The 25,892-nt window shown below is 70.0% G+C and carries 26 protein-coding genes; 6 read left to right on the top strand and 20 right to left on the bottom strand.

The annotated features are described in order from the left end of the window. Positions 1-26: 26 nt before the first annotated feature. The 4 genes from EGT67_RS07035 to EGT67_RS07020 all read right to left on the bottom strand — a co-directional run bounded on the left by EGT67_RS07035 (position 27) and on the right by EGT67_RS07020 (position 3,823). Positions 27-734, bottom strand: a complete 708-nt coding sequence (locus tag EGT67_RS07035) for a TrmH family RNA methyltransferase (RefSeq protein ID WP_127915695.1) — start codon at positions 732-734, stop codon at positions 27-29. A gap of 65 nt (positions 735-799) precedes the next feature. Then, positions 800-1,639, bottom strand: coding sequence for an SDR family oxidoreductase (locus EGT67_RS07030; protein ID WP_127915361.1), 840 nt, complete (start codon positions 1,637-1,639; stop codon positions 800-802). Positions 1,640-1,736: 97 nt separating this feature from the next. Continuing rightward, positions 1,737-2,894 (bottom strand): hypothetical protein, encoded by a 1,158-nt coding sequence (locus EGT67_RS07025; protein WP_127915360.1) that lies wholly within the window; start codon positions 2,892-2,894, stop codon positions 1,737-1,739. After that, positions 2,894-3,823, bottom strand: a complete 930-nt coding sequence (locus EGT67_RS07020; RefSeq protein ID WP_127915359.1) for a metal-dependent hydrolase — start codon at positions 3,821-3,823, stop codon at positions 2,894-2,896. The genes EGT67_RS07025 and EGT67_RS07020 overlap by 1 nt, the downstream gene beginning before the upstream one ends. A gap of 157 nt (positions 3,824-3,980) precedes the next feature. Between EGT67_RS07020 and EGT67_RS07015 the strand changes: the two genes are divergently transcribed. Together EGT67_RS07015 and EGT67_RS07010 are read left to right on the top strand one after the other, a co-directional pair. Continuing rightward, positions 3,981-4,616 carry a TetR/AcrR family transcriptional regulator gene (locus EGT67_RS07015; protein WP_127915358.1) on the top strand — a complete coding sequence of 212 codons (636 nt, stop codon included), beginning with the start codon at positions 3,981-3,983 and terminating at the stop codon, positions 4,614-4,616. A 27-nt stretch (positions 4,617-4,643) separates the two neighbouring features. Continuing rightward, positions 4,644-5,090: a hypothetical protein gene (locus EGT67_RS07010; RefSeq protein WP_127915357.1), complete on the top strand. Its 447-nt coding sequence runs from the start codon at positions 4,644-4,646 to the stop codon at positions 5,088-5,090. On the opposite strand, the gene EGT67_RS07005 is transcribed toward EGT67_RS07010, so the two are convergent. Further along, on the bottom strand, positions 5,087-5,821 hold the full coding sequence (locus tag EGT67_RS07005) for a lysoplasmalogenase family protein (protein WP_127915356.1): 735 nt from the start codon (positions 5,819-5,821) through the stop codon (positions 5,087-5,089). The two genes, EGT67_RS07010 and EGT67_RS07005, sit on opposite strands and share 4 nt — an antisense overlap. Before the next feature lie 189 nt (positions 5,822-6,010). On the opposite strand from EGT67_RS07005, the gene EGT67_RS07000 reads away from it, so the two are divergent. Both EGT67_RS07000 and EGT67_RS06995 read left to right on the top strand, forming a co-directional pair. Further along, positions 6,011-6,457 carry a MarR family winged helix-turn-helix transcriptional regulator gene (locus tag EGT67_RS07000; protein ID WP_127915355.1) on the top strand — a complete coding sequence of 149 codons (447 nt, stop codon included), beginning with the start codon at positions 6,011-6,013 and terminating at the stop codon, positions 6,455-6,457. 28 nt (positions 6,458-6,485) lie between these two features. Further along, the gene (locus tag EGT67_RS06995) at positions 6,486-7,730 is read left to right on the top strand and encodes an MFS transporter (RefSeq protein ID WP_127915354.1); all 1,245 of its coding nucleotides are present in this window, start codon (positions 6,486-6,488) and stop codon (positions 7,728-7,730) included. A gap of 87 nt (positions 7,731-7,817) precedes the next feature. Here the strand turns inward: EGT67_RS06995 and EGT67_RS06990 are convergent, their stop codons facing one another. The 4 genes from EGT67_RS06990 to galT all read right to left on the bottom strand — a co-directional run bounded on the left by EGT67_RS06990 (position 7,818) and on the right by galT (position 12,028). Beyond that, entirely contained in the window at positions 7,818-8,372 is a 555-nt protein-coding gene (locus tag EGT67_RS06990; protein WP_127915353.1) for a nuclear transport factor 2 family protein, read from the bottom strand. A 117-nt stretch (positions 8,373-8,489) separates the two neighbouring features. Further along, positions 8,490-9,617 (bottom strand): helix-turn-helix domain-containing protein, encoded by a 1,128-nt coding sequence (locus tag EGT67_RS06985; RefSeq protein WP_127915694.1) that lies wholly within the window; start codon positions 9,615-9,617, stop codon positions 8,490-8,492. A gap of 120 nt (positions 9,618-9,737) precedes the next feature. After that, on the bottom strand, positions 9,738-10,916 hold the full coding sequence (galK, locus tag EGT67_RS06980) for a galactokinase (RefSeq protein ID WP_241565928.1): 1,179 nt from the start codon (positions 10,914-10,916) through the stop codon (positions 9,738-9,740). Continuing rightward, the gene (galT, locus tag EGT67_RS06975) at positions 10,913-12,028 is read right to left on the bottom strand and encodes a galactose-1-phosphate uridylyltransferase (RefSeq protein WP_206612309.1); all 1,116 of its coding nucleotides are present in this window, start codon (positions 12,026-12,028) and stop codon (positions 10,913-10,915) included. Before galT ends, galK begins: the two co-directional genes overlap by 4 nt. Positions 12,029-12,180: 152 nt before the next feature. On the opposite strand from galT, the gene EGT67_RS06970 reads away from it, so the two are divergent. After that, the gene (locus tag EGT67_RS06970) at positions 12,181-12,690 is read left to right on the top strand and encodes a hypothetical protein (RefSeq protein WP_127915352.1); all 510 of its coding nucleotides are present in this window, start codon (positions 12,181-12,183) and stop codon (positions 12,688-12,690) included. 85 nt (positions 12,691-12,775) lie between these two features. On the opposite strand, the gene pyrE is transcribed toward EGT67_RS06970, so the two are convergent. From pyrE to EGT67_RS06925, 9 genes are all read right to left on the bottom strand, one after another. Beyond that, on the bottom strand, positions 12,776-13,309 hold the full coding sequence (pyrE, locus tag EGT67_RS06965) for an orotate phosphoribosyltransferase (RefSeq protein WP_127915351.1): 534 nt from the start codon (positions 13,307-13,309) through the stop codon (positions 12,776-12,778). 92 nt (positions 13,310-13,401) lie between these two features. Then, positions 13,402-13,935: a LemA family protein gene (locus EGT67_RS06960; protein ID WP_241565927.1), complete on the bottom strand. Its 534-nt coding sequence runs from the start codon at positions 13,933-13,935 to the stop codon at positions 13,402-13,404. Between the two features lie 133 nt (positions 13,936-14,068). After that, entirely contained in the window at positions 14,069-14,764 is a 696-nt protein-coding gene (locus EGT67_RS06955; protein WP_127915690.1) for a type III secretion system chaperone family protein, read from the bottom strand. 62 nt (positions 14,765-14,826) lie between these two features. Next, positions 14,827-15,684, bottom strand: coding sequence for a DUF5666 domain-containing protein (locus EGT67_RS06950; RefSeq protein ID WP_127915350.1), 858 nt, complete (start codon positions 15,682-15,684; stop codon positions 14,827-14,829). A 144-nt stretch (positions 15,685-15,828) separates the two neighbouring features. Beyond that, complete coding sequence (locus EGT67_RS06945) at positions 15,829-16,413, bottom strand: acyl-CoA-like ligand-binding transcription factor (RefSeq protein ID WP_127915349.1); 585 nt, start codon at positions 16,411-16,413, stop codon at positions 15,829-15,831. Further along, positions 16,397-17,989, bottom strand: coding sequence for a DHA2 family efflux MFS transporter permease subunit (locus EGT67_RS06940; RefSeq protein ID WP_127915348.1), 1,593 nt, complete (start codon positions 17,987-17,989; stop codon positions 16,397-16,399). The genes EGT67_RS06945 and EGT67_RS06940 overlap by 17 nt, the downstream gene beginning before the upstream one ends. Positions 17,990-18,143: 154 nt before the next feature. After that, positions 18,144-18,554, bottom strand: a complete 411-nt coding sequence (locus EGT67_RS06935; RefSeq protein WP_127915347.1) for an SgcJ/EcaC family oxidoreductase — start codon at positions 18,552-18,554, stop codon at positions 18,144-18,146. Between the two features lie 121 nt (positions 18,555-18,675). Continuing rightward, on the bottom strand, positions 18,676-19,644 hold the full coding sequence (locus EGT67_RS06930) for an RNA polymerase subunit sigma-70 (RefSeq protein WP_277750144.1): 969 nt from the start codon (positions 19,642-19,644) through the stop codon (positions 18,676-18,678). A gap of 145 nt (positions 19,645-19,789) precedes the next feature. Further along, positions 19,790-20,179, bottom strand: a complete 390-nt coding sequence (locus tag EGT67_RS06925; RefSeq protein WP_127915345.1) for an RNA-binding S4 domain-containing protein — start codon at positions 20,177-20,179, stop codon at positions 19,790-19,792. 264 nt (positions 20,180-20,443) lie between these two features. On the opposite strand from EGT67_RS06925, the gene EGT67_RS06920 reads away from it, so the two are divergent. Further along, on the top strand, positions 20,444-22,066 hold the full coding sequence (locus tag EGT67_RS06920; protein WP_127915344.1) for a flavin-containing monooxygenase: 1,623 nt from the start codon (positions 20,444-20,446) through the stop codon (positions 22,064-22,066). Positions 22,067-22,123: 57 nt separating this feature from the next. Here the strand turns inward: EGT67_RS06920 and EGT67_RS06915 are convergent, their stop codons facing one another. After that, a complete protein-coding gene (locus EGT67_RS06915; RefSeq protein ID WP_127915343.1) occupies positions 22,124-22,966 on the bottom strand; it encodes an HpcH/HpaI aldolase family protein in 843 nt (280 codons plus the stop codon). A gap of 133 nt (positions 22,967-23,099) precedes the next feature. Continuing rightward, the gene (clpB, locus tag EGT67_RS06910; protein ID WP_127915342.1) at positions 23,100-25,652 is read right to left on the bottom strand and encodes an ATP-dependent chaperone ClpB; all 2,553 of its coding nucleotides are present in this window, start codon (positions 25,650-25,652) and stop codon (positions 23,100-23,102) included. Positions 25,653-25,892: the final 240 nt, after the last annotated feature.

Here is a 25,892-nt window from a genome sequence, read left to right as displayed (position 1 = left end):
ATCTTGCCTGGGTGCCGAGTCTTCCGCTACCAGGCGCGGCCGAGATCGGCGTGTTGCCGCACCCAGGCGTGCATCGCGATGCCCGCCGCGACACCGGCGTTGATGCTGCGGGTGGACCCGAACTGGGCGATCGACACCGTCATCGACGCGACCGCGTGCCCCTGCTCGGTGACGCCGGGCCCCTCCTGCCCGAACAGCAGGAGGCAGTCGCGCGGCAGCTCCACCGTCTCGATCGGGACCGATCCCGGCGTGTTGTCGACGGCGACGACCGTCAGCGCGTTGTCGCGCGCGAACGCCGCGAGCTCGTCGAGATCGGCGTGGTGGACCAGGTGCTGGTAGCGGTCGGTGACCATGGCGCCGCGGCGGTTCCAGCGACGACGACCCACGATGTGCACCGCGGCCGCCGCGAAGGCGTTCGCGGTCCGCACGACCGTGCCGATGTTGGAGTCGTGGCCGAAGTTCTCGATCGCGACGTGCAGCGGGTGCCGTCGGCCGTCGATGTCGGCGACGATCGCCTCCCGCGTCCAGTAGCGGTACGCGTCGACGACGTTGCGACGGTCCCCCTCCGCCAGCAGCTGCGGGTCGTAGCGGGGGTCGTCGGGCGGCGGCGTGCCGTGTTCGTCGACCCACGGTCCGACGCCGTACGGGTGCTCGCCCCATTCGGTGGGGCCGGGGGCGTCGACGGCGTCCGCGTGGGCCACGTCGGCCGCGTCGTCCCGGGTCGGCGCATGCATCTTCGGGTCGATCACAGCGTCGACCCCCGCATCGGTCCCGGAGCCACAGCCCATTCCTCCACACTTCACACGGCGACAGGTCGACGCTGAACTCTAGTCGCCTCCCCGGACCGCGTTCTCCCGCCGCGGCTGAGCAGCCGGTTCGTGGCCCTGGCGAGCCACGCCGGGGTGACGCCCGCCGCCGCGAGCACCCGGGCCTGCACGCCCACGGCGAAGTGCACCTTCGGGATGCGGCCCCGGTGCCCGGTCGCGGCGACGATCGCGTCCGCCACGTCCTGCGCGGTGAGCCGGACGCCGAGCGAGCGGGTGCTGCCCGTCGACATCCCCCGGACCATCCCGGTGCGCACGAACAGCGGCCACATGTCGATCACCCGGATGTCGTGCGCGCTCCACTCGAGGTCGAGCGCCTCGGTGAGTCCGCGCACCGCGAACTTGGTGGCGCCGTACGTGGCGAGTTCGGGCTGACCGTAGATCGCCGACGCCGATCCCAGGTTCACCACCTGCGCCCCCGGCGTCCGCTTCAGATAGGGGAACGCGGCGAGCAACCCGTTGATCGTGCCGCCCACGTTGATGTCGAGCATCCGCCGGTGGGCGTCGACCGGGATGTCCTCGAAGGGGCCCGACGACAGCACCCCGGCGTTGTTGACCAGGACGTCGAGACGGCCGTCGGTGGTGAACTCCGCCAGCCGCGCGCGCCAGCCGTCGAGGTCGGTGACGTCGAGCAGGCCCGTCCGCGCCCGCCCGCCGCGGGCGACGATCTCCTCGCGCAGCGACGCGAGGCCTTCGTCGTCCACGTCGTAGGCACCGACGACACAGCCGCGGGCGGCGAAGGCCAGCGCGGTTGCCCGGCCGATCCCCGCGGCCGCACCGGTGATGAACACAGTGGATCCGGGTGTCAGCGCCATGCCGGTCAGGCTAGGCCCCGGTCGCTCCCGCCGGGGGCATTCGAGGCGAACGGCGGTGCCGGCCCGGGCACGGGGCCGGCACCGCACGGTCCCGGCGTCAGGCCGGGTTCGTCACCGCGTGCTCCCCGGCGACCGGGTCGGGTCCGTCCGCCGGGGCCCGTGGCACCGTGAAGGTGGCGGCCACCGACAGGATCGCGACCGCGAAGCACGCGATCGTGTACCAGAGGTTGCCGATGGGATCGCCGTTGTCGGTGACCCCGTCGACGGCGGCGAAGAAGGCGGGCAGCGCGCTCACCCACAGCACACCCATCACCACGAGGTACACGACGCTGTAGACGCGGACGAAGTCGTCGGAGTAGGCCGGGACGTCGGACGTCCCCGCACGCAGCCGGGACCACTGTTTGACCAGGAGCGGAATCGCGACCACCGTGACGGCGACGAGTTCCGCCGCGTAGAGGAAGCCGCGGGCCGTGTCGCTGCCCATGCCGAAGACCGTCGCCGGGAGCGGCAGCACGAACACGCCGACCGACGCCACGAGCCCGACCACGACGGTGCGCCAGACCAATCCGAGCCCGGAGAAGTGGCGACCCCCGTCCACGTGGCGCCCGACGAAGAACTGGACGCACAGCGCCAGCGACATCGGCCACAGCGCGGCGAACACCACCACGCTCGGCAGCGGCACCGAGTCGAAGAACGGCAGGTTAACCTTGTTGTCGAGCGTCCACTCCCACCACCGCAACTGCGGCCCGAGCTGATCGAAGATCTCGTAGAACGCGTGGTGGACGAAGCCGACGCACACCGCGCCGAGGAACACCCCGTAGCGCCGGAACACGCCGAGCATCCGGACGATCTCGAACGCCAGCGTCGCCATCAGCGGATAGATCGCGATGATGTACAGCGGCAGTCTGCCCCACAGGAATTCGACCGTGAACACGTTGTGCGCGAACATCGTGCCCAGATACTCCTCGGTGCCGAACGTGGCCGGGAAGTAGATGGGCGGTTCGATCACGAACAGGAACGCGGTGGCGCCGAACCACAGCACGAGGTTGGTGGGGTCGCCGTGCCGGCGCAGCCGCAGGATCGCGTACACGAGGGCGAGCACCGAGCCGAGCACGATGGTGAGCTCGAGGACCGGCAGGGTCCAGTTCTCCAGCGCCGTCGGGCTACGCAGTTCGAAGAATCCGCCGGCCTCCTCGCACGAGAATCCGAGCCGGGTGGCGAGGTCCTCGAAGGTGGGTGGGCACAGGTCCGACATCAGTTCACCCCCGACGACACCGGCTCGGCCGTGTACCAGCGGGTGCAGTCGTAGCCGGCGTCGTAGCGGGCGAACCAGTCACCGGCGAGGACCGGCAGCTTCTCGTGGGTCGGGTTGTGTCCGGGCATCTGGCTGCGGACGGCGCCGCGCAGCGCGGTGAGCTGCTCGCCGATCGGGAGACCGTCGAAGGCACGCGGCATCGGCCCCTTGGTCAGGTACGGGGCGAACGCGGTGAGCACCCGCTGCTTGGCCCGGTGCCGGGCGAACATCGACAGCGAGTCGACCTTCCGCTCGGACAGCGGGACGTGCTGGTTGAAGCCGGCGCACGCGATCCGGATCGACTTCAGCACGTGCGCGAAGACCGACGGCGCCATCCGCATCCGGTACAGCTCGTTGCCGACGACGGCGTTGTAGATGACCAGCGCGGAGCTGCGGTGCTCGACCTCCTCGACGAAGTGCCAGAGGAACAGGGAGGCGACCCGGTCGTCGCCGGGCGCGAACAGCGTCGCCTCGTTGTCGAGCATGAGCTTGAAGACCGGGGTGAACGTGGCCTCGAGGTCGGCGGTGTACGCGAGCCGGTAGTCGATCGAGGTGCGCTCGGTCAGCAGGTCGAACTCGCCGATCACCGCGTCGAGCGTGTTCTGCAGGCCCGGGTAGCTGCGGATCAGCCCGTTCACGTGCTGGCGGTGCGCGGTCGAGTGGTGACCCTCCTGCCGCATGAACGCGACCGCCTCCTCCGCGACCTCGGGGTCGGTGATGAGGGGCTTGGCCTGCAGGATCAGCTTCACGATCATCTTCTCGAAGCCGATGGCCAGGAACGACACCGCGTTCGACATGCTCGACCAGGCCGGGTTGTCGGGGTTCCACAGGAACGGGACGTCCCCGTCGTCGAACCCGAAGTCCATCTTCCGGGGCTTGAGATCCGTCATGCGCACTACCTCGTTCGTCGTCGGTGCGGGCCCGTCCGCGCAGGCCGGGGCCACGATCGCGGCAATCATACGATCGACATTTCGTTTGTATGATTGCTTTCGGCGAAATCGCCGCCACCTGCGCGGGAACCGGTCGCGCTGCTGGTACGGTCCGCCCGTGGCACGCAGACGGGGATGGGGCGGCAAGCCGCCGGTCGACGACGAAGAGGCCGCGCGGCGGATCGTCGCCGCCGCGGTCGAGACGATCGCCCGCACCGGATCGGCGGTCAGCATCGCGGACGTCGCGGAATCCCTGGGAGTGATCCGGCAGACGGTGTACCGCTACTTCCCCAGCGCCGACGCGCTCATGCGGGCGTCCGCGATCGCGTCGGTCGGCGCGTTCCTCGACCGCCTGACCCGACACGTGCAGGGCCTCGACGACCCCGCGGACGCCCTGGTCGAGGGCGTCGTCTACACGCTCGACGACGTCCGCCGCACCCCGCACCTGGGCATCATGCTGGGTACGCCGTCGCACACCGACGGGATCACGTCGGAGGAGGCGCAGGCCTTCGGCATGACCATGATCCGACGTTTCGACGTCGACTGGGAGCGGCACGGCTACGACGACGCGGCGCTGAGCGAACTCGTCGAGCACCTGCTGCGGACGATGCAGTCGTTCTTCGTCTCCCCCGGCAGCCCGCAGCGCACCGACGACGAACTACGCCGCTACCTGCGACGATGGCTCGCGCCGGCGATCGTCGCGCAGCCCGGATACTCCGCGGCCACGTCGGCCGCGACGCCCCTGGACGACTAGGCTGGGTGGCGTCACGAGAAGAAGGCCATGAACCACCCATGCATCGTTCGCACCGTCTGCTTCATCACCGTCAGCTACGTCATCGTCCTGTCGATCTGGCTCGGATGGCTCATCGAACACACCCCCGAGGGCACGATCCCGTACCAGATCGGCGGACTGCTCGCGGCCTACGGATCCGCACTCGGACTGGGCATGATGTGGGCCGACCGCCCCACCCACGCCGAACGCAAACTCGCCAAGCACGGCATCGAGGGGTGGGCGAAGATCCGTCGCGCCCAGCCGATCCGGCGCACGGTCGACAACGGCGAACTCACCGAACTCGACCTCGCGCTCACGGTGCCGGGGTCGGAGTCGTACTCCGGCCGGGTCCTGTACGAGGTGCTACCGGAGAATCGGTCGCGGTTCGTCGCCGGTGAGACCATCTCCATCCGCGTCGACCCGCACAACCGCGACCGAATCCTGATCTACCCCTAGCCGTTCCGCGCCTTCCCGCCGCCGAGGGCGATCATGCCCTCGACCAGCAGCAACTGCGCGGCGGCATACGACGCCAGGATGGCCCCCTCCGCCACGGCACGCGACTTCTCGCCACGCAGGAACAGCTTGCGCACCACGATCGTCCCGTCGGACCCGGAGAACAGCAGCCCGCCGAGGCCGAGCCAGCTGCGCCGGTCGCGACGGTTCGGCATCGGCAGTCCGGCGACGTCGGCCGCCCCCGGTGCGAGCGCGGGGTCGGCCGCGAGCGTCGCGGTGGTGCCGAGCAGCGCGCCGTATCCGGTCAGCGTCTTCGCGACCGTCGGCGCCTTGGCGTTCAGCAGGCCCGACGCCCCCGCCCACGCACCCAGGCGCGGCAGGGCGGCCGCGAGGCGGGGCCGCGCACCGCGGCGGACGAGGAGCGACGAGTACGTCACCTGCATGACGCCGAACGAGGTCGCGCCACGCTTCAGCCGGCTGTCGATGTCGGGGTCGATCATGAACACGTCACCGACGGTCGCGGCCGCGAGGCCGGCGACGAGCAGCGTGGTGTCCGCGGTGTCGAGGTCGTCGCGGCGGCGGAGCACCCGGGTCGCGAGCGCCGGCGCGATGAGCGGCTTCGCGACCTGCTGGACCCGCTCACGTCCGGTGACCGCACCGTAGATCGTCGCCGCCGTCGCACCGACGAACACCGCGTGCTCGAGTCCCCACTTCTTGCCGCTCGCGAATGCCATGCCCACTCCCTCGTGTCCGATTCGGCCCGGCCGCGTTGCCGGTGTCCGATTCGGCACGACCGTACCGCCGCCGCCCTCCCCTCCCCGCGTTTTGCGCACTTGGCGCGTCCGGAACCGACCGTTTCGTCGCGACAAGTGCGCAAAGCGGGGGTTTACATAGATAGTTAGCTTATGTAATTATTATCTTCCGTGAGTTCGACCGATCCCCAGTTCCGCGATCTGCTCGTCGACCTGGTGAGCAACGCCCACCGCTTCACTCGCCTCGCCTCGACGCTCGCCATCGACGACCGCCCCCGGTCGTGGATGCGGGCTCTGTCGCTGCTCGAGGAACAGGGTCCGCTTCGGATCAGTACGTTCGCCCGGCTCGACAGCTCGTCGCAGCCGTCGGCGACGGCACTGCTGAAGAAGCTGGGCCAGGAAGGCCTCGTCTCGCGGGAACAGGACCCCGACGACAGTCGCGCCGTCCTCGTCGGCATCACCGACACGGGCCGGGACTGGCTCGCCGAGGGCCGACGCAACCTCGCCGACGTCCTGACACCGCTCTTCACGCACCTCGCACCCGAGCAGATCGCTCTGCTCGCGGAGGGACTCGGCGAACTCCGGGCGATCATCCGGACCGCCGTCACCGACAACTGACCGACACGACACCTCCAGGGAGGGATACGTGAGCACCACGACCGCACCGGCCGCGAGCAAGCCGAGCATCCTGCAACAACCGAAAGCGGTGTGGGCCGTAGCCTTCGCCAGCGTCATCGCGTTCATGGGCATCGGACTCGTCGATCCGATCCTCAAGCCGATCGCCGAGCAGCTCGACGCCAGCCCGTCCCAGGTGTCGCTGCTGTTCACCAGCTACATGCTGGTCACAGGCGTGGCGATGCTGTTCACGGGCATGATCTCCAGCCGCATCGGCGCGAAGAAGACGCTGCTGTGGGGCCTGGCGATCATCGTGGTGTTCGCCGCAGCCGCCGGCGCGTCGGACACGATCGACCAGATCGTCGGCTTCCGCGCCGGCTGGGGCCTGGGCAACGCGCTGTTCATCGCGACCGCGCTGGCCGCGATCGTCGGCGCCGCCAGCGGTGGTGTCGCCCAGGCGATCATCCTGTACGAGGCGGCACTCGGCATCGGCATCGCCGTCGGCCCGCTCGTCGGCGGCGTGCTCGGCAACATCAGCTGGCGCGCACCGTTCTTCGGCGTCGCGACCCTCATGGCGATCGCGTTCATCCTCATCATGGTGATGCTGCCGAAGGCCCCGAAGCCGCAGCACCGCACGTCGCTGGCCGCCCCGTTCCAGGCGCTGCGCCACCGCGGTCTGCTGACCGTCGCGATCACGGCGCTGCTGTACAACTACGGCTTCTTCACGCTGCTCGCGTACACCCCGTTCCCGCTCGACATGGGCACGTACTCGATCGGTTTCATCTTCTTCGGCTGGGGCCTGATGCTGGCGATCGCCTCGGTGTTCCTCGCCCCGCGCCTGCAGCGCCGCTTCGGCACGCTGCCGATGATGATCGCGGCGCTGACGCTGTTCGCGCTCGACCTGGGCGCGATGGCGCTGTTCACCGAGTCCAAGCCCGTGCTCATCGTGTGCGTCGTCCTCGCGGGGCTGTTCCTCGGCGTCAACAACACGCTCATCACCGAGACGGTGATGATCTCGGCGCCGGTCGAGCGTTCGACGGCGTCGGCCGCCTACAGCTTCGTCCGGTTCGTCGGCGGTGCCGCCGCCCCGTACGTCGCGGGCAAGCTCGGCGAGCACAACGTCCACCTGCCGTTCTGGGTGGGCGCGGCGTGCACCGTCGCCGGCATCCTCGTGCTCGCCACGGGCCGCAAGATCCTCGCCCACGTCGACGAGCACGATCCGGAACCGCACAGCGTCGAGGAGGCCGTCGCCGTCACCGTCGGCGACGCGGACTGAGCCCCCACCCCCCTCGCGTTTTGCGCACTTGTCGTGGAATTCCCGGTGCCCCGGGCAGCGACAAGTGCGCAAAACGCGTTCGCGGGGTCAGGTGGCGGGGGTATGGACCAGGTCGATGTACTCCTGCGGCAGCTCGTCGAACGACAGCTTGGTGACGCTCGACGGCCCCGAGTGGTACGAGTCCTCGCCCTGGATGAGTCCGTCCTCGTCCACCGGCCACAGGATCAGCTGCCGGAACGCGACGAGGTAGTCGGCCGACTCGTCGTCGACCGGGATCCCGATCTGCGCGGCGTACGCACCCGGGTAGATCTGCTTCAGGAAGCCCTCGGTGACCAGGCAGTGGTCGTCGACGACGAGGCGGTCGAGTTCGTACTCGAGGATGTTGGTGCGCGTCGCGAGGAAGTCGATGTAGTACGCCTTCACCCCCTCGGTGCCCTTGGGTCCGACGTCCTGGCCGCCGTTCCAGAAGTGGTAGTCGGGGGTGGGACTGAGCGTGGCCATGAGGCGGTCGAGGTCCGGTGCGGCCTCCGCCTTCATGTGCTCGATCACCGCGCCGAGGACGACGCGGTGGCGGGCGTTGGTGGTGGTGGCGAGGCGCTGCTCGAGCGGTTCCCACGTGCGACGGGGATCGATGACGGCCATGTGCGAATTCCTTTCCGGTGAAACGAACTTCGCAACGATGGTGACCCAGGTCACGGCCGCTGGTCACCCGACGGGCGTCGGCCGATTCCGGCCGGGTCCCCGACGCGTGTCGGATCCTCAGTACCCGGGGCCGAACACCTCCGACGCCGCCAGGTCCGTCGACGACAACGCCATTCGACGGATCATCAGCACCAGCGTCGCCATGAACCGGTCCATCGAATCCTCCAGGTCCCAGCCCATCTCGGACTCGAGCCGCGCGAGCCGGGCGGCGACGGTGCTGTGGTGGACGTGCAGTTCGGCGGCGGTTCGCCGCAGCGAACCGAACACGCAGGACGCCTCGAGCGTGGCCACCTCCTGAGCCCCGGTCACCGATGCGGCGATCGCGTTGATCCGCGCGACGTCCCGATCGTGGAGGAGGCGTTCGAGTGGCAGCTCGGCGAGCAGTTCGAGCGAACTGAGCCGCCCGTACGTGACCGCGCGTCGCCCGTAGCCGGTCGACGACGCGAACCGCAGCGCCCGCCGTGCCTGCTTCCACGACGTGGGCGCCGCGTACACGCTCAGGCGCTCCCCGATGCCCACCCACGGGCCGCGATCGCCGCTCGGATTCGTCGGGCGCGGGTGTTCGGCCACGATCGCGGCATGCAGTTCGTCGGCGAGCGCGCGACCGTCCGCACCGTCCTGCAGGAGGACCGCCGTCAGGTTGCCGACCGCGACCGAGCGCACCAGCCGTCCCGAGCACGTTCGCGAGATCAGTTCGACCGCAGACGCGCTCGACGCCGACGACACCGCCAGCACCCGGACCTCGCGCGCCGGGTCCAGCCCCAGCAGGCCCACCGCGCGGACCCGGTCCTCGCGACGTTCCTTGTCCGAGAGCACCACCTCGAGCAGGGCGGGATCGCCCAGGCGCAACCCGTCCGTCGATCCCGACCGGGCGGCCGCGACCCGCAGCGTGTGGCGCAGTCGGTCCAGCAGCACCGAGTCGAGTGGACGTTCGGCGCCACACCGTTCGAGCCACACCTCCGGTTCCCGACGGACCGCGGCCGCCGGAGCGGCCTCGTCGAGCGGATCCCCCAGCGCGTCGTAGCGGATCACGGTGCCCGAGGCCCACCGGGCGCCGATCGGGCACTCCGCGAGCAGGGCCGCCGAGCGGACGACGGTGTCCGCGTTGGCCGCCGACTCACCGAGTTCGTCGAAGTACGAGATGATCCGCAGCACCGAGACCGAATCGGACCCCAGCTCGGACATCCGCAGTTGCGCGTGGCTCACGGTGAGCTCCGTTCGTCGTCGTGCCCCGAGGATGACGCAGCGCCGCCGGTAAGGGATCCCTCCCTCCCGATCGGCGGGACCCACCCCGCGTTTCGAGGGTCAGCGCAGTCTGCGGGCCGGGGCCGACGCCGCGACGACGGCGAACGCGGGTTCGGGCAGGCCCCGCTCGGCGGCCTGGCGGCGCGTGGTCTCGATCGCGTCGTCGACCCGGCCGGTCGGGACCAGCGCGATCGCGGAGCCGCCGAAGCCGCCGCCGGTCATCCGGGCGCCCAGCGCCCCGGCGATCATCGTGGCCTCGACGGCGTTGTCGAGTTCGGGGCACGAGACCTCGAAGTCGCGGCTGAGCGACATGTGCGACGCGTACAGCAGCCGGCCGAACTCGTCGAAGTCGCCGGACTCCAACGCCCGCACCGCCAACCGGACGCGGGCGATCTCGCTGATCACGTGCCAGGCACGGCGCCGCAGGACGTCGTCCTTCAGCGACCGCACCGCGTCCATGCCGTCGCGGCCGCGGTCGGCCAGTTCACGCAGCGAAGCGACGTCCAGCCGTCGCGCCGCCCGCTCCACCGAGGCCCGCCGCTTCGCGTACTGCCCGTCGACCAACCGGTGCGGGGCCCGGGTGTCGATCACCAACAGCGACAGGCCGTCCGAATCGAACGGCACGTCGGATGCCGCACCCGATGCCGAATCCAGCAGCAGCGCATGCCCTTCCGACGCCCGCAGCGACGCCGCCTGATCCATGCCGCCGGTGGGGGCCAACGCCACCTCGTTCTCGGCCCGCACGCACGCCGCGGCCAGCGCCGTGCGGTCCGCATCCGGGGCGAGCGCGAGCGCCAACGAGCACTCGAGCGCCGCCGAACTCGACAGCCCCGCGCCGATCGGCACCGCCGAGGCGAACGCCGCGTCGACGCCGCCGAAACCGTCGGCGAGCACACCGTTCTCACGCAGCGCCCAGATCACCCCGGCCGGGTACGACGCCCAGCCGGCCGGCCGACCAGGACCGATGTCGTCGAGGCACCCGTCCCACGGGTCGCCGTCGGTCGACCGCAGCCGGATCCGCCCGTCGGTGCGGGGCGACACGGCGACGACGGTGTTGTGCGGCAACGCGATCGGCAGGCACAACCCGCCCGCGTAGTCGACGTGCTCGCCGATGAGGTTGACCCGCCCGGGGGCCGCCCACACGCCGGCGGGGTCGGCGTCGAACTCGCGGCGGAAGACGTCGGCCGCGGTGTCCGCCTGTTCGGTGTCGGGCACGGGGCGGAACCACCGGACGGTCACGGCGCCACCTCCCGGAACCGGGCGGCGATCCGCTCGGGGGTGGTGTCACTGATCCACGCCCCCATCCCCGACTCGGAGCCCGCGAGGAACTTCATCCGGTGCGGCGAGCGCATGAGCGAGAACACTTGCAGGTACAGCCTTCCCAGTTCGCGTCCGGCGCCGACCGGGGCCTGGTGCCAGCCGGCGATGTACGGCAGCCGGTCGACGCCGTCGAAGAATCGGTCCAGCCGCCCCAGCACGTCCAGGTACAGGTGGGACAACTCGTCGAGTTCGGCGTCGTCGAGTTCGGTGAGGTCTGCGACGTCGCGGTGCGGGGCGACGTGCAATTCGACGGGCCAGCGGGCCGCCGCCGGCACGTACGCCGTCCAGTGCTCGCCCTCGACGACCACCCGAGTGCCGGCGCGTCGCTCGGCGTCGAGGACGTCGCGCAGGAGGGAGCGCCCGGTGCGGCTGCGATGCTGCTCGGCCTGCCGCAGCAGCGCGGTGGTGCGCGGCGGCAGCGTCGGGTAGGCGTAGATCTGGCCGTGCGGGTGCGAGAGCGTCACCCCGATCTCCTCGCCGCGGTTCTCGAAGCAGAACACCTGCGCGACGGACGGCAGCGCCGACAGCTCCCGCGTCCGGTCCCGGAGCGCCTCGAGCACCGTCCGCACCCGGGAGGGCGCCAGCTGCGCGAAGCTGCGGTCGTGGTCACTTGTGAAGCACACCACCTCGCACCGGCCGTCGGCGGCGCGCTGCGGCCAAAGATCCTCGCCGTCAACGAGTTCGGAAATCGCACCGTCGACCGAGCCGAGCGACGGGAAGCGGTTCTCGAACACCGCGACGTCGTAGTCGTCCGCGGGAATCTCGGTCGCGGGCCGCGACGGCTGGGTGGGGCACAGCGGGCATTCGTCGGCCGCGGGCAGGAAGGTGCGGTTCATCCGGTGCGCGGCCAGGGTCACCCACTCCCCCGTCAGGACGTCGTAGCGCATCGTCGACGCCGCCTCGACCGGCGCCAGGTCGCGGCCGTCGCGCAGTTCGCGCGTCGCGGCCCCGCCCGCAAACGGTTCGGTGTCGTCGAAGTAGAACAACTCGCGCCCGTCGGACAGGTGTGTCCGCGTCTTCCGGATCGGCATCGGAACACGATATGCGACGACCCCGATCCGTCGGGTACCACCCGGTTTGGTTCGGGCGGACGTTCTGTGTGAGCATGCTCGAGGCTGTTGCTCCGTCACCGGAATCGCGACGGCCGGGGGTACGAAACACATCGAAACAACGGGGGATTCACATGAAGCTTCGTAGCTTTGCCGTGCGCGCATTCGGCGCCGCGGCCGTCGCAACCGCGCTCGTCACGGGCGTTGCGGGCACCGCGAGCGCCGCGCCCGCGCCGGCACCGATCCTGCACACGTCGTTCAACGGCCCGACCCTGGCGGTGCTCGGGCAGAACGACTTCTGCAACGGTCTGATCGACACCGTCGTCGAGACCGATCCCGCGCGCCGGGGTCTCGCCACCGTCGCCTTCACGCCGCGCGTCCTGAACGGCATCGGCCCCGGCTGGGCCCAGAACCCGGCCTGCAAGGTGAAGGTCACCGTCGCATGGAACCTCGGGATCTACACCGGACAGCTCAAGGAGGTCGAGCTCCTCGCAGTCCAGGGCCAGACCGTCCGCACCGAGATCAATCCCGGTTCCGGGGTAGCGGCGCTGTCGATGACGGTCGGCCCGATCAGCCCCTGGTACAACGAAGTCCGCCCGCAGACCAGCTACGGGGGCGTCACTGGCTTCTTCATCGTCCCCTGATCGAACGTCTTGACAGCTGAAGGGACCGTTCATGCGCTGCGAGCGCATGAACGGTCCCTTCAGCGTGAAGCCGGGGCGACCCGGATCAGTCCAGGCCGAGGTCTCCGAGACCCAACAGCGAGCGGTACTCGAGCCCCTCGGCGGCGATGACGGCGTCGGCGCCGGTGGCGCGGTCGACGACGGTTGCGACACCGACGACGATGGCGCCCACGTCACGCAGGGCCTTGACGGCGGTGAGCGGCGAGTTGCCGGTGGTGGTGGTGTCCTCGACGACGAGGACACGCTTGCCGACGACGTCGGGGCCCTCGATCTGGCGCTGCATGCCGTGCGCCTTGGCGGCCTTGCGGACGACGAACGCGTCGATCGGGCGGCCCTCGGCGTGCATGACGGCCATCGCGACGGGGTCGGCGCCCATGGTGAGTCCGCCGACGGCGTCGAAGTCCCAGTCGGCGACCAGTTCGCGCAGCAGCTTGCCGATCAGCGGGCCGGCGCGGTGGTGCAGCGTCGCGCGGCGCAGGTCCACGTAGTAGTCGGCCTCCTTGCCCGAGGACAAGGTCACCTTTCCGTGCACCACCGCCAGCTCGCGCACCAGCGCCGCGAGCTCGTCGCGATCCGTCATCGGCCGCTCTCCCATCACCAAGTCAGACAACAATTCGTCATGTCGAGCCTAGCGAGGATGCCTGGTCGCGGCGCCGATGACCCCCACGGCCCTCACGCCGCGGCGTCGGCGACATCGTCGTCAGCGAGTGTGTCGGACGACGGCACCGCCAGGACGGTGGCCTCGAACAGCTGCGCGCTCCCGATGTCGAGTCGGTGCGCGACGACGGTCCCGGGAAACGTCCGGATCGCACGGTTCAGGCTCCGGGCCTGCTCGTTGTACACCCGGATGGCACCCGTCAGGCGCTGCTCGGTGACCTCGATTTCGTGCGCCGGGTGCACGAAAGCCCAGTCGTGCGCGAGCTGCGGATAGCGGCGGCCGCTCTCGAGCACCGCATGCAACGCCTCGGACAGCGCCTTCTCGGCACCGGCCTGTCGGCGCAGGTCGAGGTCCTCCTCGCGGACGCGCATGGCGAGGGATCGTGCGCCGGACACCGGCGCCACCAGGTCGCTTCCTACGGTCTCGGAGGCAGCCAGCACCAGAGCGGGCACGTACTCGTAGCGGCGGTCCAGTTCCACGTGGACGAGCGCGAGTGCGGAGTCGACACTCGACGCGAGGCGACGCAACCGCTGGATGCTCGACCTCATCCAAGCCGCACAGACCACACAGATCACAAAAACAACAAGAACAACACCCGACACAACAGCCACAGATTCGGAATCTACTGGGGTCGCGACGGTGCCGCTATTCGAGCGCGCGGCGGCGCTGGGCCACGGAGGCCTACCGGGCGGACTCCGGCTCGTCGAACCTGTCGTAGGGGCCCTGCGCGAGCGGGCGACCGGGATCGTGCGCGAGCGGCTCGAACGAGCCGGGATCGGTGGCGGGGGGCAGCACGCGCAGCATGCCGGACAGTCGGGACACCGTCTCGATCGCCGCGTCCCAGTCCCGGCCGGAGCTGCCGACCGGGAGCGAACCGAGGGTCCACTCCCCCTCGCTCCACAGCATCTGCAGCTGCGGCGGGACCGACTCGGTGAACGCGACCATGCGCTGGTCGCACACGCGTCGGGCGATCTCGAGATCGGTCGCGAACACCACGCGCGGGCCGATCGCGCCCAGCAGGTTCAGGTCGGCGTCGCGCGGCGGCGGCGTCGACTTCAGCCGCAGGTCGATGTCGACGTCCGACCCCACCTCACGGTGGACCGCGACGATGGTCGCGGTGTCCTCGAGGTCGAAGAGCACGAATTCCTCACCGCGACGGACGCCGCGCACCACGTCGACCGCAGCCAGGTAGTCCTGCTTGGCGAGGGCCGCCCGGTTCCACGTGGACGGCAGCTGCTCGTCCGAGGTGTTGAACGTGTATCCCTGCGCCTTCGCCCAGATCTGCCGGACGCGCCCCGTCTGGTCGCGCCGCGTGCGATCGACATAGAGCAGGGCGACAGCACCCGCGAGCGCTATCACTGCCAAACCGAACCACATAGCCGTCATCGAGGCTCAGCCTAGCCACTCTCGGGCCCGATCCGGGCATCCGGTGCCGCGCGTCAGTTACCGAAATCGGGGAGCGAGGTGCCGATGATCAGATTTGCCGTAACCGTCCCGTTCTCGAGTTTGTCGCCGTGGACCAGGACGGATTCGCCGGGCTTCAGGTCGGCGACGCTGCGCGCGGTCAACGAGATGAGCGAGGTGTCGGGCGTGGTGCGCACGGTGATCGTGGTGCCGCCGAGACCGTCGAGGGTCAGCGTTCCTCCGTCGTTGGCGGTGATGGTCCCCATCGCGGTCCCGGCCTTGCCGATCAGGTCCCCGACACCGCCGGGAATGCCCTCGAGCGGCGACGTCGTGTCCGGGGCCGTCTGGGACGGCGGCGTGCTCGCACGCGGCGGCACGGCCGGCGCCGCCGTGCGGGTGGACGGGGCCGTCGCCGTGGTGGCCTCGTCCGAACCACCGTTGTTCAACATGAAACCGACGATCAGGCCGAGCGCCAGCAGCAGGACACCAGCGGCGACGGCCGCCAGCAGACCCACCTTGCGCGCGGGCTTGTGCTCGGGCGTGTCCTCGATCGCCGGGGCCTCGCCGATCGGTGGTTGTCCGGGCGGCGGGGTGCCGGCCCCCCCGTAGTACGTCGGATAGGCCTGCGTCGGGTTGGGCGGGGTGGCCTGCGGGTCGAGCCGCGGGTCGTACGTCGGGAAGGCCTGTGTCGGGTTGGGCGGCGGCGAACCGTACGCCTGGTACGGGTCTGCCGTGTAGTACTGCTCGGTGGGCTGGTCCGCCGGTGCCACCGGGCCGATCTGCTGAGTCGGTCCGTCCGCGGGGCGGGCCCACTGGACGGTCTCGTCGGACGCCTGCTCGGCAGGGTCGTACGCGCGTTCCTGCGGGGTGCGCGGATCGTCGGGGTTCGTCATGGTGGGCGCCTGCTCTCTCCGTCGGGCGGTGCCGACAGTTTCAACTGCCGGCGGTGCCGACGGTTTCAACACAGTCTGGTCGGGGCAGTCCGGTCGGGCCGACAGTTCAGGGTAGTGCCGGATTCTGAGATCCGTCTGAAACCGTCAACCGAGCGGCATTCCACGCTCGAGGAAATCGATCGCCTCGACGAAGGTGGCGAGCTCCGGCGGATCCTCGCCGACGGCACCCAGCACCGCCCCCGCGAGGACACCGGCGAACACACGCACCTCGAAGTCGTCGGCCGGACGGCCGACGCGCGCACCGATCGCGTCGGCCAGGATGCCGAGCGACCGGGTGAGTTCCCCGAGCATCGCCGACCGTAGCTCCGGCACGGAGAACAGCAGCCGTTGCCGGGTGCGCTCGGCCTCGATCTCCGCAGGCGTCAGCGCCGACAGCACCTCCTGGAAGGCGCGTCGGCACGCGGTCAGCGGGGGCACGTCAGGCGGTTGCGCCGCGATCGCCGCGAGCATGGGCGCGTCCAGGTCGTCGATGAGGATCAGCTGTTCCTTGCTCGGGAAGTAGCGGAAGAACGTGCTCGGTGAGATCTCGGCCGCGGCCGCGATCTGGTCGACGGTGGTCTGCGCGTAGCCCTGCTCGGTGAACAGGCGCATCGCGTGTTCACGGATCAACTCCCGCGTCCGCCGCTTCTTGCGTTCCCGCAGGCCCATCGGCTCAGTCGACGTGCTCATGGCCACAGTGTTCCCCATCGTCGGTCGCGACATCGGTGTCCGCCGCCGACTCCGGATCGTCGGGCGGACGTCGCAGCGGGAGCACCACGAGCGCGACGACGCCGCCGACGATCGCGAGCGCCCCGCTGACCCACAGCGCCGAGACCATGCCGTGTACGAACGCGGACTGCACCTGTTCCTCGAGCGTGGGCAGGCCGAGTTGCCTCGCCACCGCGACCCCGCTGCTCACCGAGTCGGACACGGCGGACGCGGCGGGCTCCGGCAGCGGTGTGCTCGGCAGGTGCGCGTGATAGCCCGCGGCCAGCACGGTGCCCAGCACCGCAACACCGATGGTCCCACCGGCCTGCCGAAGTGCTTGCACCAGAGCCGATCCCGAACCCGACCGCTCCGGGGTGAGCGCACCGACCGCGGCGGCCATCGCGGTGGGCATCACCAGCCCCAGCCCCAGCCCGGCGATCACGAGCCACGTCGCCAGCAGGCCGTAGCCGGTCTCGGCGGTCATGGTGACACCGATCAGGCACGCACCGACGATCGCCGCGAATCCCAGTGCGATCAGCGCACCGGGACCGAGGACACGAGCGAGCAGGTCGGCCAGTCGCGTGCCCAGCACGAGGCCCGCGATCATCGGCAGCAGGCGCACACCGATCCCCAGCGCGTCCGCGCCGAGCACCGACCCCAGGTACAGCGGCAGCGCGAACAGCAGACCGAACATCACGAAGTTGACCAACGTCGACAGGCCCGCACCCGAGGCGTAGTCACGGTCGGACAGCAGCGCCAGGTCGATCAGCGGATGATCGGTTCGCTTCTCCCACAGCAGGAACACGGCGAGGACGACCACGCCGACGGCCAGCGTGACGAGCACGTGTGCCGCACCCCAGCCGTCGCTGCCGGCCGAGATGAATCCGTAGGTGAGCGCGAGCAGTCCGCCCGACGCCAGGACCGCACCCACCGTGTCGAATCGGCCGGGATCGCTGCTCCGCGACTCCGGAACGAGAATCGCGACGGCGACGAGCCCGACACACACGAGCGGCACGTTCACGAGAAACACCGAGCCCCACCAGAAGTGGCCGAGCAGCCAACCGCCCAGGATCGGGCCCAGCGGCAGCCCCAGCGCCGTCGCGGTCACCCAGATGGTCAGCGCCCGCTGCTGTTCGGCCTGCGACGGGAACAAGACCGGCAGTACCGCCATCGACATGGGCATGATCGCGGCGGCCGCGAGTCCGAGGAGTGCGCGGGCACCGATCAACTGTGCGCCGGTCTGTGAGTACGCGCAGGCGAGCGACGCGATCCCGAACAGCGCCATCGCCATCAGCAGCAGCCGGCGGCGTCCGATCCGGTCACCGAGGCTGCCGGCCGGCAACAGGGCGGCCGCCAGCACGAGGGTGTACGACGTCGAGAACCACTGCAGCGCAGAGGTCGTCGCATCGAGGTCGCGGGCGAGGGTGGGGAGCGCGACGGTCAGGACCATCACGTCGATGCCGATCGCGAAGACGGCGACGGACAGCGCGGCCAGCGCCCACCACCGCCGGGAGGTGGTCGCCACGGTCGCCGCGTCGGTACGGAGAGTAGAGATCATGAGAGAACCTCCGAATTGGTATCCCATGTCTTTTGACAGTGTCTTCCACTTTCCCGGAGGCGTCAACGGCCGGCAAGGTAACGATCCGGGAGCGCCGGCCTCGTCCCGTCGGACAGGACGAGGCCGGCGCTCGAGCCGAACCCGTGGGCGGGCGTCAGCTCGGCGGCAGCACCGGGCTGTTGTGATAGGCCGCGATCAGCCACCGGCCGTCCCGCTTCTCGAAGACCCAGGTCGCGTTGACCTTGCGTCGGTCGTCCGGCACCTCGGTCTCACCGGCGAACCGGATGGCGGATTCGCTGATGACGATCGCACCGTCCCGGCCGACGAAGCGGATGCCTAGCTGCTTGTTCACGGTCGAACTGCCCCTCAGCGGCCCCGCGAAACCGAGCGCCATGTTCCGACGGATCACGTCACGGCCGTCACGGAACGAGCCCGTCATGATGGCGGTCGCGTCCGGGGTGTAGTCGGCGACCATGCCGTCGGCGTCGCCCGCCGCCCACGCCTTGTAGGAATCGGACAGCACGGCCTGGATTGCGGCCACATCGTCCACACGATTGTTCGACATCGGATCCTCCCTCGTCATCGGCCCGCCCGGGGATTCCGGCGAGCTCGCGAATACATACCGGCCGAGGGGTCGAAACTCGTCGCGCCGGCGCCGAGGAGATTTCGGGGCGTGCCTCATCGCCTCATCGAGCCCGGCGGGCCGCCAGACCGAAAGCCGCGAATACGTCGGGCTCCTGGAACACCGAGTTCCGGCTGATGCCCTCGGCGGTGACGGTGAAGATCTGGAGGGTGTGCAGCTCGTATCCGTCGCCGACGCGTCGATAGGCGGCGAATCCTGGCTGACCGCCGTTGGCCGCAACCTCCTCGAGCAGCCAGTCCGTCCCGGCGTGCGCGAAGACCCACTCCATGAACAGGCCGTAGTTGCCGCGACCGGCGAACCAGTTGAGCATCGGCGGCATCTCCATGAGCACGTCCTCGGTGAGCAGCCGCTTGATGGCCTCGACGTCGGCGAGTTCGAACGCCTTCATGTAGCGCTGGACCCAGGCACGCTGCTCGGCGGCGGTCGGCTCGCCGACCCCTTCCTGCCGAACGCCGATCTCCTTCATCCGGGCGCGTGCCCGCCGCAGGGAACTGTTCACCGCCCCGACGGTGGCGCCGAGGACGCCCGCGGTCTCGGACGCCGAGAAGCCGAGCACGTCACGCAGGATCAGCGCACCGCGCTGACGCGCCGACAGGTGCTGGAGGGACGCGGCGAATGCCAGCCGCAGGCTGCTGCGATCGATCACCTCCCCGGCGGGATCGCCGGCATTCGTCGACGCGTCCGGAAACGGCTGGAGCCATTCGGCGTGCTCTCGCCGGACGAACGGATCGAGCGGATCCGACGCGGCCACGAGCCCCGACGGCAACGGGCGGCGGCCGCGAACCTCGAGGGCGGTCAGGCAGACGTTCGTCGCGATCCGGTAGAGCCAGGTGCGCGGCGAGCTACGGGTCTCGTCGTACTGTTCCCGCGCCCGCCACGCCCGCAGGTACGTGTCCTGGACCGAGTCCTCCGCGTCGTGCGCCGAGCCGAGCATCCGGTAGCAGTACGCCCGCAGTTCCGTCCGGAACGGCTCGATCAGACGATCGAAGCCTTCCACCTTCGTCACGTCCACGCCCCTCCTCCGGTCCTGTCGAGAGAACGTACTCGACGGGGGCGACACCCAGGACGATTCCGGCACCGAGGGCCGATCACCCGGGGCACACCTCGGAAAGAACTACACCGCAAAGGAACTCGACGACGCCGAGACCTACTGAGGCCTACTCCTGCGGCGCGCGGAACCTGTCCATCTCGCGCCGCTCACGCTTGGTCGGACGCCCCGCGCCGCGGTCGCGGCGCGGAACCGACGCCAGCAGTTCGGGTGACGGCGGTGGCGGGCTGTTGTCCTGGAGGCATTCGGCGGCCACCGGCGGACCCACACGCTTCGCGATGGGGCGGACCACGACGACGATCCGCTCGTGTCCGGAGATCCGCACCCGAATCTCGTCACCCGGCTTGACCTGCACCGACGCCTTCGCCGCGGCACCGTTCACCCGCACGTGACCGGACCGGCACGCCGTGGCGGACTGCGATCGGGTCTTGAACAGCCGCACGGCCCACATCCAGCTGTCGACACGGACGCTCGTCGGATCGGGGGTCGGAGTAGGCACGTCGCCAGGTTACCGACGCCTCCCGAGGCCCCGATTCGTCCCTCGTGGTGGGAGGCCGTCCCGTCCCGATGCGGGACCCATCGTCCCTGCAAGATGCCGGTTTCCGGGGGCGCCGAAAGTCCCTGATCCGCGGAAACGACCCGCTGGGCGGGACGGTCCGCTGTCACGTGGTTCACACCGCCATAGCGTGAATTCATCGCAAGAACCGTGAGGTCTGGTCCGATTCCGGGCCGGGGCAGCTCGCGCTCGTGGAAGGACATTTTCGTGAACGGACAGGATTCGGCACCCCAGACCGCCTCGTACGACGTCGTCGTGGTCGGCGCCGGGGTCGCCGGCGTCTACGCGGTGCACCGGTTCCGCCAGCAGGGCCTGACGGTCCGCGCGTTCGAGGCCGCCTCCGGCGTGGGCGGCGTCTGGTACTGGAACCGCTACCCCGGCGCCCGCTGCGACGTCGAGTCCGTCGACTACTCGTACTCCTTCTCCCCCGAGCTCGAGCAGGAATGGGACTGGAGCGAGAAGTACGCCACCCAGCCCGAGATCCTCGCCTACGTCAACCACGTCGCCGACCGCTTCGACCTGCGCCGCGACATCCAGTTCGACACCCGCGTCACGTCCGCGACGCTCGACGAGGACACCCTGCGGTGGACCGTGCGCACCGATCGCGGCGACGTCGTGACCGCCCGCTTCTTCGTCGTCGCCGCCGGCCCGCTGTCGAACGCGAACACCCCCGACTTCACCGGCCTCGACACCTTCACCGGCGACGTCTTCCACACCGCCCAGTGGCCGCACGAGGGCGTCGACTTCACCGGCAAGCGCGTCGGCGTGATCGGCACCGGCTCGTCCGGCATCCAGTCGATCCCCCACATCGCCGAGCAGGCCGACAAGCTGTTCGTCTTCCAGCGGTCCGCGAACTACAGCGTCCCTGCCGGCAACGCCCCGCTCGACGACGCCACCCGCGCCGAGCAGAAGGCCGGCTACGCCGAACGCCGCCGCCTGTCCTGGGAATCCGGCGGCGGCTCCCCGCACCGCGCCTACCCCAAGAACGCCCTCGAGGCATCCGAGGACGAGCGCCGCGCCGCCTACGAGGAACGCTGGAAGCTCGGCGGCGTCCTCTACTCCAAGACATTCCCCGATCAGCTCACCGACCAGGCCGCGAACGACACCGCCCGCGAGTTCTGGGAGGAGAAGGTCCGCGCCGTCATCGACGACCCCGCCGTCGCCGAACTGCTCATCCCCACCGACCACGCGATCGGCGCCAAGCGCATCGTCACCGACAGCGGCTACTACGAGACCTACAACCGCGACAACGTCGAACTGGTCAACCTCAAGGCCGCACCGATCGTCGACATGGACGAGACCGGCATCAACACCACCGACACCCACTACGACCTCGACGCGATCGTCCTCGCCACCGGATTCGACGCCATGACCGGCTCCCTCGACAAGCTCGACATCATCGGCCGCGGCGGACAGACCCTCAAGGACAAGTGGGCCGCCGGCCCCGAAACCTACCTCGGCCTCGGCATCGACGGCTTCCCCAACTTCTTCAACCTCACCGGACCCGGCAGCCCCTCGGTCCTGGCGAACATGGTGCTGCACTCCGAACTGCACGTCGACTGGGTCGCCGACGCCATCGCCTACCTCGACGACCGCGGCGCCGTCGCCATCGAGGGCACCCCGGAGGCCGTCAGCGACTGGGTCGCCGAATGCCGCACCCGCGCCGAGGCGTCGCTGCTGAACACCGCGAACTCCTGGTACCTCGGCGCGAACATCCCCGGCCGCCCCCGCGTGTTCATGCCGTTCCTCGGCGGCTTCGCCGGCTACCGCCAGATCATCGCCGAGGTCGCCGAGTCCGGCTACAAGGGCTTCGCGATTCTCGAATCCTGAACTGCGACAACCTGACGTCGGCCCGGTTCCGCTTCCGCGGTTCCGGGCCGGCGTCGTTCAGTACGCGGTGGCGGCAGGACCTGCGTCGCCTGCCGGACGGAACCGGCGCAGAAGGTCGTCGGCGGCACGGACCAGGAGCGAGGAGTCGACACCGACCCCGGCGAAACTGACGCCCTGGCGCAGCCATTCCTGCGTGGCCTCGACGTCGGTGAGCATGATGCCGGCCGGTTTCCCGGCCGCGCGGATCGCATCGACGGCGCGGCGGAGCGCCCGCGTCACCTCCGGGTGGTCCCGCTCGTCCCGGTGGCCGAGGTCGGCGGCCAGGTCGGCCGGCCCGAGCAGGATGCCGTCGACGCCGTCCAGCGCCGCGATGGCCTCGATGTTCTCGAGCGCCTTCCGGGTCTCGACCTGAAGGATGAGACACACGTTGTCGTCGGACATTTCGACGTAGTCCGTCAGCCGGCCCCAGCGGGACGAGCGACCGAGGGCACTGCCCATCCCGCGCACGCCACGCGGCGGATAGCGAACTGCCCGAACCAGGGCGGCCGCCTGCTCCGGGGTGTCGACCATCGGGATCATGAGGTTGCGGACCCCGATCTCGAGGTACTGCTTGATGAGCACCGTGTCGCCGTGCGGCAACCGCACGACCGGTTGCGACAGGTCCGCGATGTCGGCGCCCAGCACCGCCCCCGCGGCGGCGATGCCCTGCAGTTGCTCGAGCACCGAGCGCAGGTCGTTCGGCCCGTGCTCGGCGTCGATCAGCAGCCAGTCGTAGCCGCTCCCGGCCAACAGTTCGGCGGTGTAACCGTTCGCCAGCACCGACCACAATCCGATCTGTTGCTCACCGGACATCAGTCGCTGCTTGAAAAGGTTGGGGGGCGTCGTCCGGGTGCTGGACATCGAGTTCCTCGTTTCGGGCCGATGGGGCGGGCCAACTGAAAGGCAAGGGTACCGAAGGGCACCGTGGACGCAGCATGCCCCGCACCGGAAACCCGGTGCGGGGCATGGCGATACCGTTGTCAGCCGGGCGCGATCACCCGAGGACCAGGTGATCCCCGTCCTCGGAGACGGTCACCGGCACGGTGTCGCCGTCGCGGACGGTGCCCGCGAGCAGCAGCTTGGCCAGCTGGTCGCCGATCGCCTGCTGGATCAGGCGACGCAGCGGACGGGCGCCGTACAGCGGGTCGTAGCCGCGCACGGCGAGCCAGAACCGCGCCGAGTCCGACACCTCCAGCGTGAGCCGGCGGGCCGCCAGCCGGGTGGCCAGCTGGTCGAGCTGGATGTCGACGATCAACTCGAGCTGCTCCTCCGACAGTGGATCGAAGACGACGACGTCGTCGAGCCGGTTGATGAACTCCGGCTTGAACTTCGCACGCACCGCCGCCATCACCTGGTCGCGATCGCCGCCGGCCCCCAGGTTGGAGGTGAGGATCAGGATCGTGTTCCGGAAGTCGACGGTGCGGCCCTGGCCGTCGGTGAGCCGGCCGTCGTCGAGCACCTGCAGCAGGATGTCGAACACGTCCGGGTGCGCCTTCTCGACCTCGTCGAACAGCACGACGGTGTACGGCCGCCGCCGCACCGCCTCGGTGAGCTGTCCGCCCGACTCGTAGCCGACGTAGCCCGGAGGGGCACCGACGAGCCGCGCCACCGAGTGCTTCTCGCTGTACTCGGACATGTCGATCCGCACCATCGCGCGCTCGTCGTCGAACAGGAAGTCCGCCAACCCCTTCGCGAGCTCGGTCTTGCCGACGCCGGTGGGGCCGAGGAACAGGAACGAGCCGGTGGGCCGGTTGGGATCGGCGACGCCGGCCCGCGCGCGGCGCACCGCGTCCGAGACAGCCTGCACGGCTTCGGTCTGCCCGACGACGCGCTTGCCGAGTTCGGTCTCCATCCGCAGCAGCTTGGCGGTCTCGCCCTCCATCATGCGGCCGGCCGGGATGCCGGTCCACGCGGCGACGACGTCGGCGACGTCGTCGGGACCGACCTCCTCCTTGAGCATGACCGAGCCGTCCGAGGCGCCGTCCGACGCGGCCGCGGCGGCCTCGAGCTGCTTCTCCAGTTCGGGGATCCGGCCGTAGCGCAGCTCGGCGACCTTGCCGAGGTCGCCGTCGCGTTCGGCGCGCTCCTCCTCGCCGCGCAGCGCCTCGAGCTGCTCCTTGACCTCGCGCACCGAGTCGATGGCGTTCTTCTCGTTCTGCCACCGGGCGGTGAGCTGGCGCAGCTTCTCCCGGTCGTCGGCGAGTTCCTCGCGCAGCTTCTCGAGCCGATCCTTGGACGCGGCGTCGGTCTCCTTGGTCAGCGCCATCTCCTCGATCTCGAGGCGGCGCACGGTGCGCTCCACCTCGTCGATCTCGACGGGGCGCGAGTCGATCTCCATGCGCAGGCGCGACGCGGCCTCGTCGACGAGGTCGATCGCCTTGTCCGGCAGGAAGCGCGACGTGATGTAGCGGTCCGAGAGGGTCGCCGCCGCGACGAGGGCGGAGTCGGTGATGCGCACGCCGTGGTGCACCTCGTACCGTTCCTTGAGTCCGCGCAGGATGCCGACGGTGTCCTCGACGGAGGGCTCGCCGACCAGCACCTGCTGGAACCGGCGCTCGAGCGCGGCGTCCTTCTCGATGTACTTGCGGTACTCCTCGAGCGTGGTGGCGCCGACCAGCCGCAGCTCACCGCGGGCGAGCATCGGCTTGATCATGTTGCCGGCGTCCATCGCCGACTCACCGGTGGCACCGGCGCCGACGATGGTGTGCAGCTCGTCGATGAACGTGATGACCTGACCGGCCGAGTTCTTGATGTCGTCGAGTACGGCCTTGAGGCGTTCCTCGAACTCGCCGCGGTACTTCGCGCCGGCGACCATCGACCCGAGGTCGAGCGAGATCACGGTCTTGCCGCGCAGCGACTCCGGGACGTCGCCGGCGACGATGCGCTGCGCGAGCCCCTCGACGATCGCGGTCTTGCCGACGCCGGGCTCACCGATGAGCACCGGGTTGTTCTTGGTGCGCCGGCTCAACACCTGTACGACGCGGCGGATCTCGGTGTCGCGGCCGATCACCGGGTCGAGCTTGCCCTCGCGGGCCCGCGCGGTGAGGTCGGTCGAGTACTTCTCCAGCGCCTGGTAGCTGCCCTCCGGGTCGGGGCTGGTGACCCGCGCGCTGCCGCGGACCGCGGTGAACGCGTCGCGCAACGCGGTCGCGGTGGCGCCGTGCCCGACGAGGAGCTTGGCAATGTCGGAGTCGCCCGACGCGAGCCCCACCATGACGTGCTCGGTGGAGACGTACTCGTCGTCGAGTTCCGTGGCGAGGTGCTGCGCCGCGGTGATCGCGGCGATGGCCTCACGGCCGAGCTGCGGCTGGGTGGTGGCGCCGGTGGCGCGCGGCAACCGGTCGACGATGTCCTGCGCCTCGCGCCGCACCACGGTGGGGTCGACCCCGACGGCCTTGAGCAGCGGCGCGGCGATGCCGTCGGTCTGGTCCAGCAGGGCGACCAACAGGTGCGCCGGCCGGATGTCGGGGTTGCCCGCCGCGGACGCGGACTGCAGCGCAGCCGTCAGCGCGGCCTGGGTCTTGGTGGTGGGAGAAAACGAGTCCACTGGTCACCTTCCTTGCGACGAACGAACGTAAGCATTGTGCCGTGGCGGACGGATCCGCACGGCTGTCGTTCTCCTCAACGAACGAAACCTTGAGTCTGTTCCGCTCAACTTCCACTATCTCGAAGAGATTTACCCCACGCCCGGAGAGGCCACCGACCGTCCGGGTTCCTCGCCCGTGCACACTGGTGGTCCGGCTCCGGCGCGCGATCGCGGGCCCCGGGCCCCGAACACGCGAGGGAG

Origin of the sequence: Prescottella agglutinans (assembly GCF_004011865.1) — a bacterium.
GTDB lineage: Bacteria > Actinomycetota > Actinomycetes > Mycobacteriales > Mycobacteriaceae > Prescottella > Prescottella agglutinans.
This window is presented reverse-complemented; position numbering and strand designations above follow the sequence as displayed.

What these genes read in the sequence shown, in the direction of transcription:
- EGT67_RS07035 (WP_127915695.1), bottom strand. Translation starts at nt 734, where the DNA reads ATGCATGCGCCGACCCGGGACGACGCGGCCGACGTGGCCCACGCGGAC.
- EGT67_RS07030 (WP_127915361.1), bottom strand. Translation starts at nt 1,639, where the DNA reads ATGGCGCTGACACCCGGATCCACTGTGTTCATCACCGGTGCGGCCGCG.
- EGT67_RS07025 (WP_127915360.1), bottom strand. Translation starts at nt 2,894, where the DNA reads ATGTCGGACCTGTGCCCACCCACCTTCGAGGACCTCGCCACCCGGCTC.
- EGT67_RS07020 (WP_127915359.1), bottom strand. Translation starts at nt 3,823, where the DNA reads ATGACGGATCTCAAGCCCCGGAAGATGGACTTCGGGTTCGACGACGGG.
- EGT67_RS07010 (WP_127915357.1), top strand. Translation starts at nt 4,644, where the DNA reads ATGAACCACCCATGCATCGTTCGCACCGTCTGCTTCATCACCGTCAGC.
- EGT67_RS07005 (WP_127915356.1), bottom strand. Translation starts at nt 5,821, where the DNA reads ATGGCATTCGCGAGCGGCAAGAAGTGGGGACTCGAGCACGCGGTGTTC.
- EGT67_RS06990 (WP_127915353.1), bottom strand. Translation starts at nt 8,372, where the DNA reads ATGGCCGTCATCGATCCCCGTCGCACGTGGGAACCGCTCGAGCAGCGC.
- EGT67_RS06985 (WP_127915694.1), bottom strand. Translation starts at nt 9,617, where the DNA reads ATGTCCGAGCTGGGGTCCGATTCGGTCTCGGTGCTGCGGATCATCTCG.
- galT (WP_206612309.1), bottom strand. Translation starts at nt 12,028, where the DNA reads ATGCCGATCCGGAAGACGCGGACACACCTGTCCGACGGGCGCGAGTTG.
- EGT67_RS06970 (WP_127915352.1), top strand. Translation starts at nt 12,181, where the DNA reads ATGAAGCTTCGTAGCTTTGCCGTGCGCGCATTCGGCGCCGCGGCCGTC.
- pyrE (WP_127915351.1), bottom strand. Translation starts at nt 13,309, where the DNA reads ATGACGGATCGCGACGAGCTCGCGGCGCTGGTGCGCGAGCTGGCGGTG.
- EGT67_RS06960 (WP_241565927.1), bottom strand. Translation starts at nt 13,935, where the DNA reads ATGAGGTCGAGCATCCAGCGGTTGCGTCGCCTCGCGTCGAGTGTCGAC.
- EGT67_RS06955 (WP_127915690.1), bottom strand. Translation starts at nt 14,764, where the DNA reads ATGTGGTTCGGTTTGGCAGTGATAGCGCTCGCGGGTGCTGTCGCCCTG.
- EGT67_RS06950 (WP_127915350.1), bottom strand. Translation starts at nt 15,684, where the DNA reads ATGACGAACCCCGACGATCCGCGCACCCCGCAGGAACGCGCGTACGAC.
- EGT67_RS06945 (WP_127915349.1), bottom strand. Translation starts at nt 16,413, where the DNA reads ATGAGCACGTCGACTGAGCCGATGGGCCTGCGGGAACGCAAGAAGCGG.
- EGT67_RS06940 (WP_127915348.1), bottom strand. Translation starts at nt 17,989, where the DNA reads ATGATCTCTACTCTCCGTACCGACGCGGCGACCGTGGCGACCACCTCC.
- EGT67_RS06935 (WP_127915347.1), bottom strand. Translation starts at nt 18,554, where the DNA reads ATGTCGAACAATCGTGTGGACGATGTGGCCGCAATCCAGGCCGTGCTG.
- EGT67_RS06915 (WP_127915343.1), bottom strand. Translation starts at nt 22,966, where the DNA reads ATGTCCAGCACCCGGACGACGCCCCCCAACCTTTTCAAGCAGCGACTG.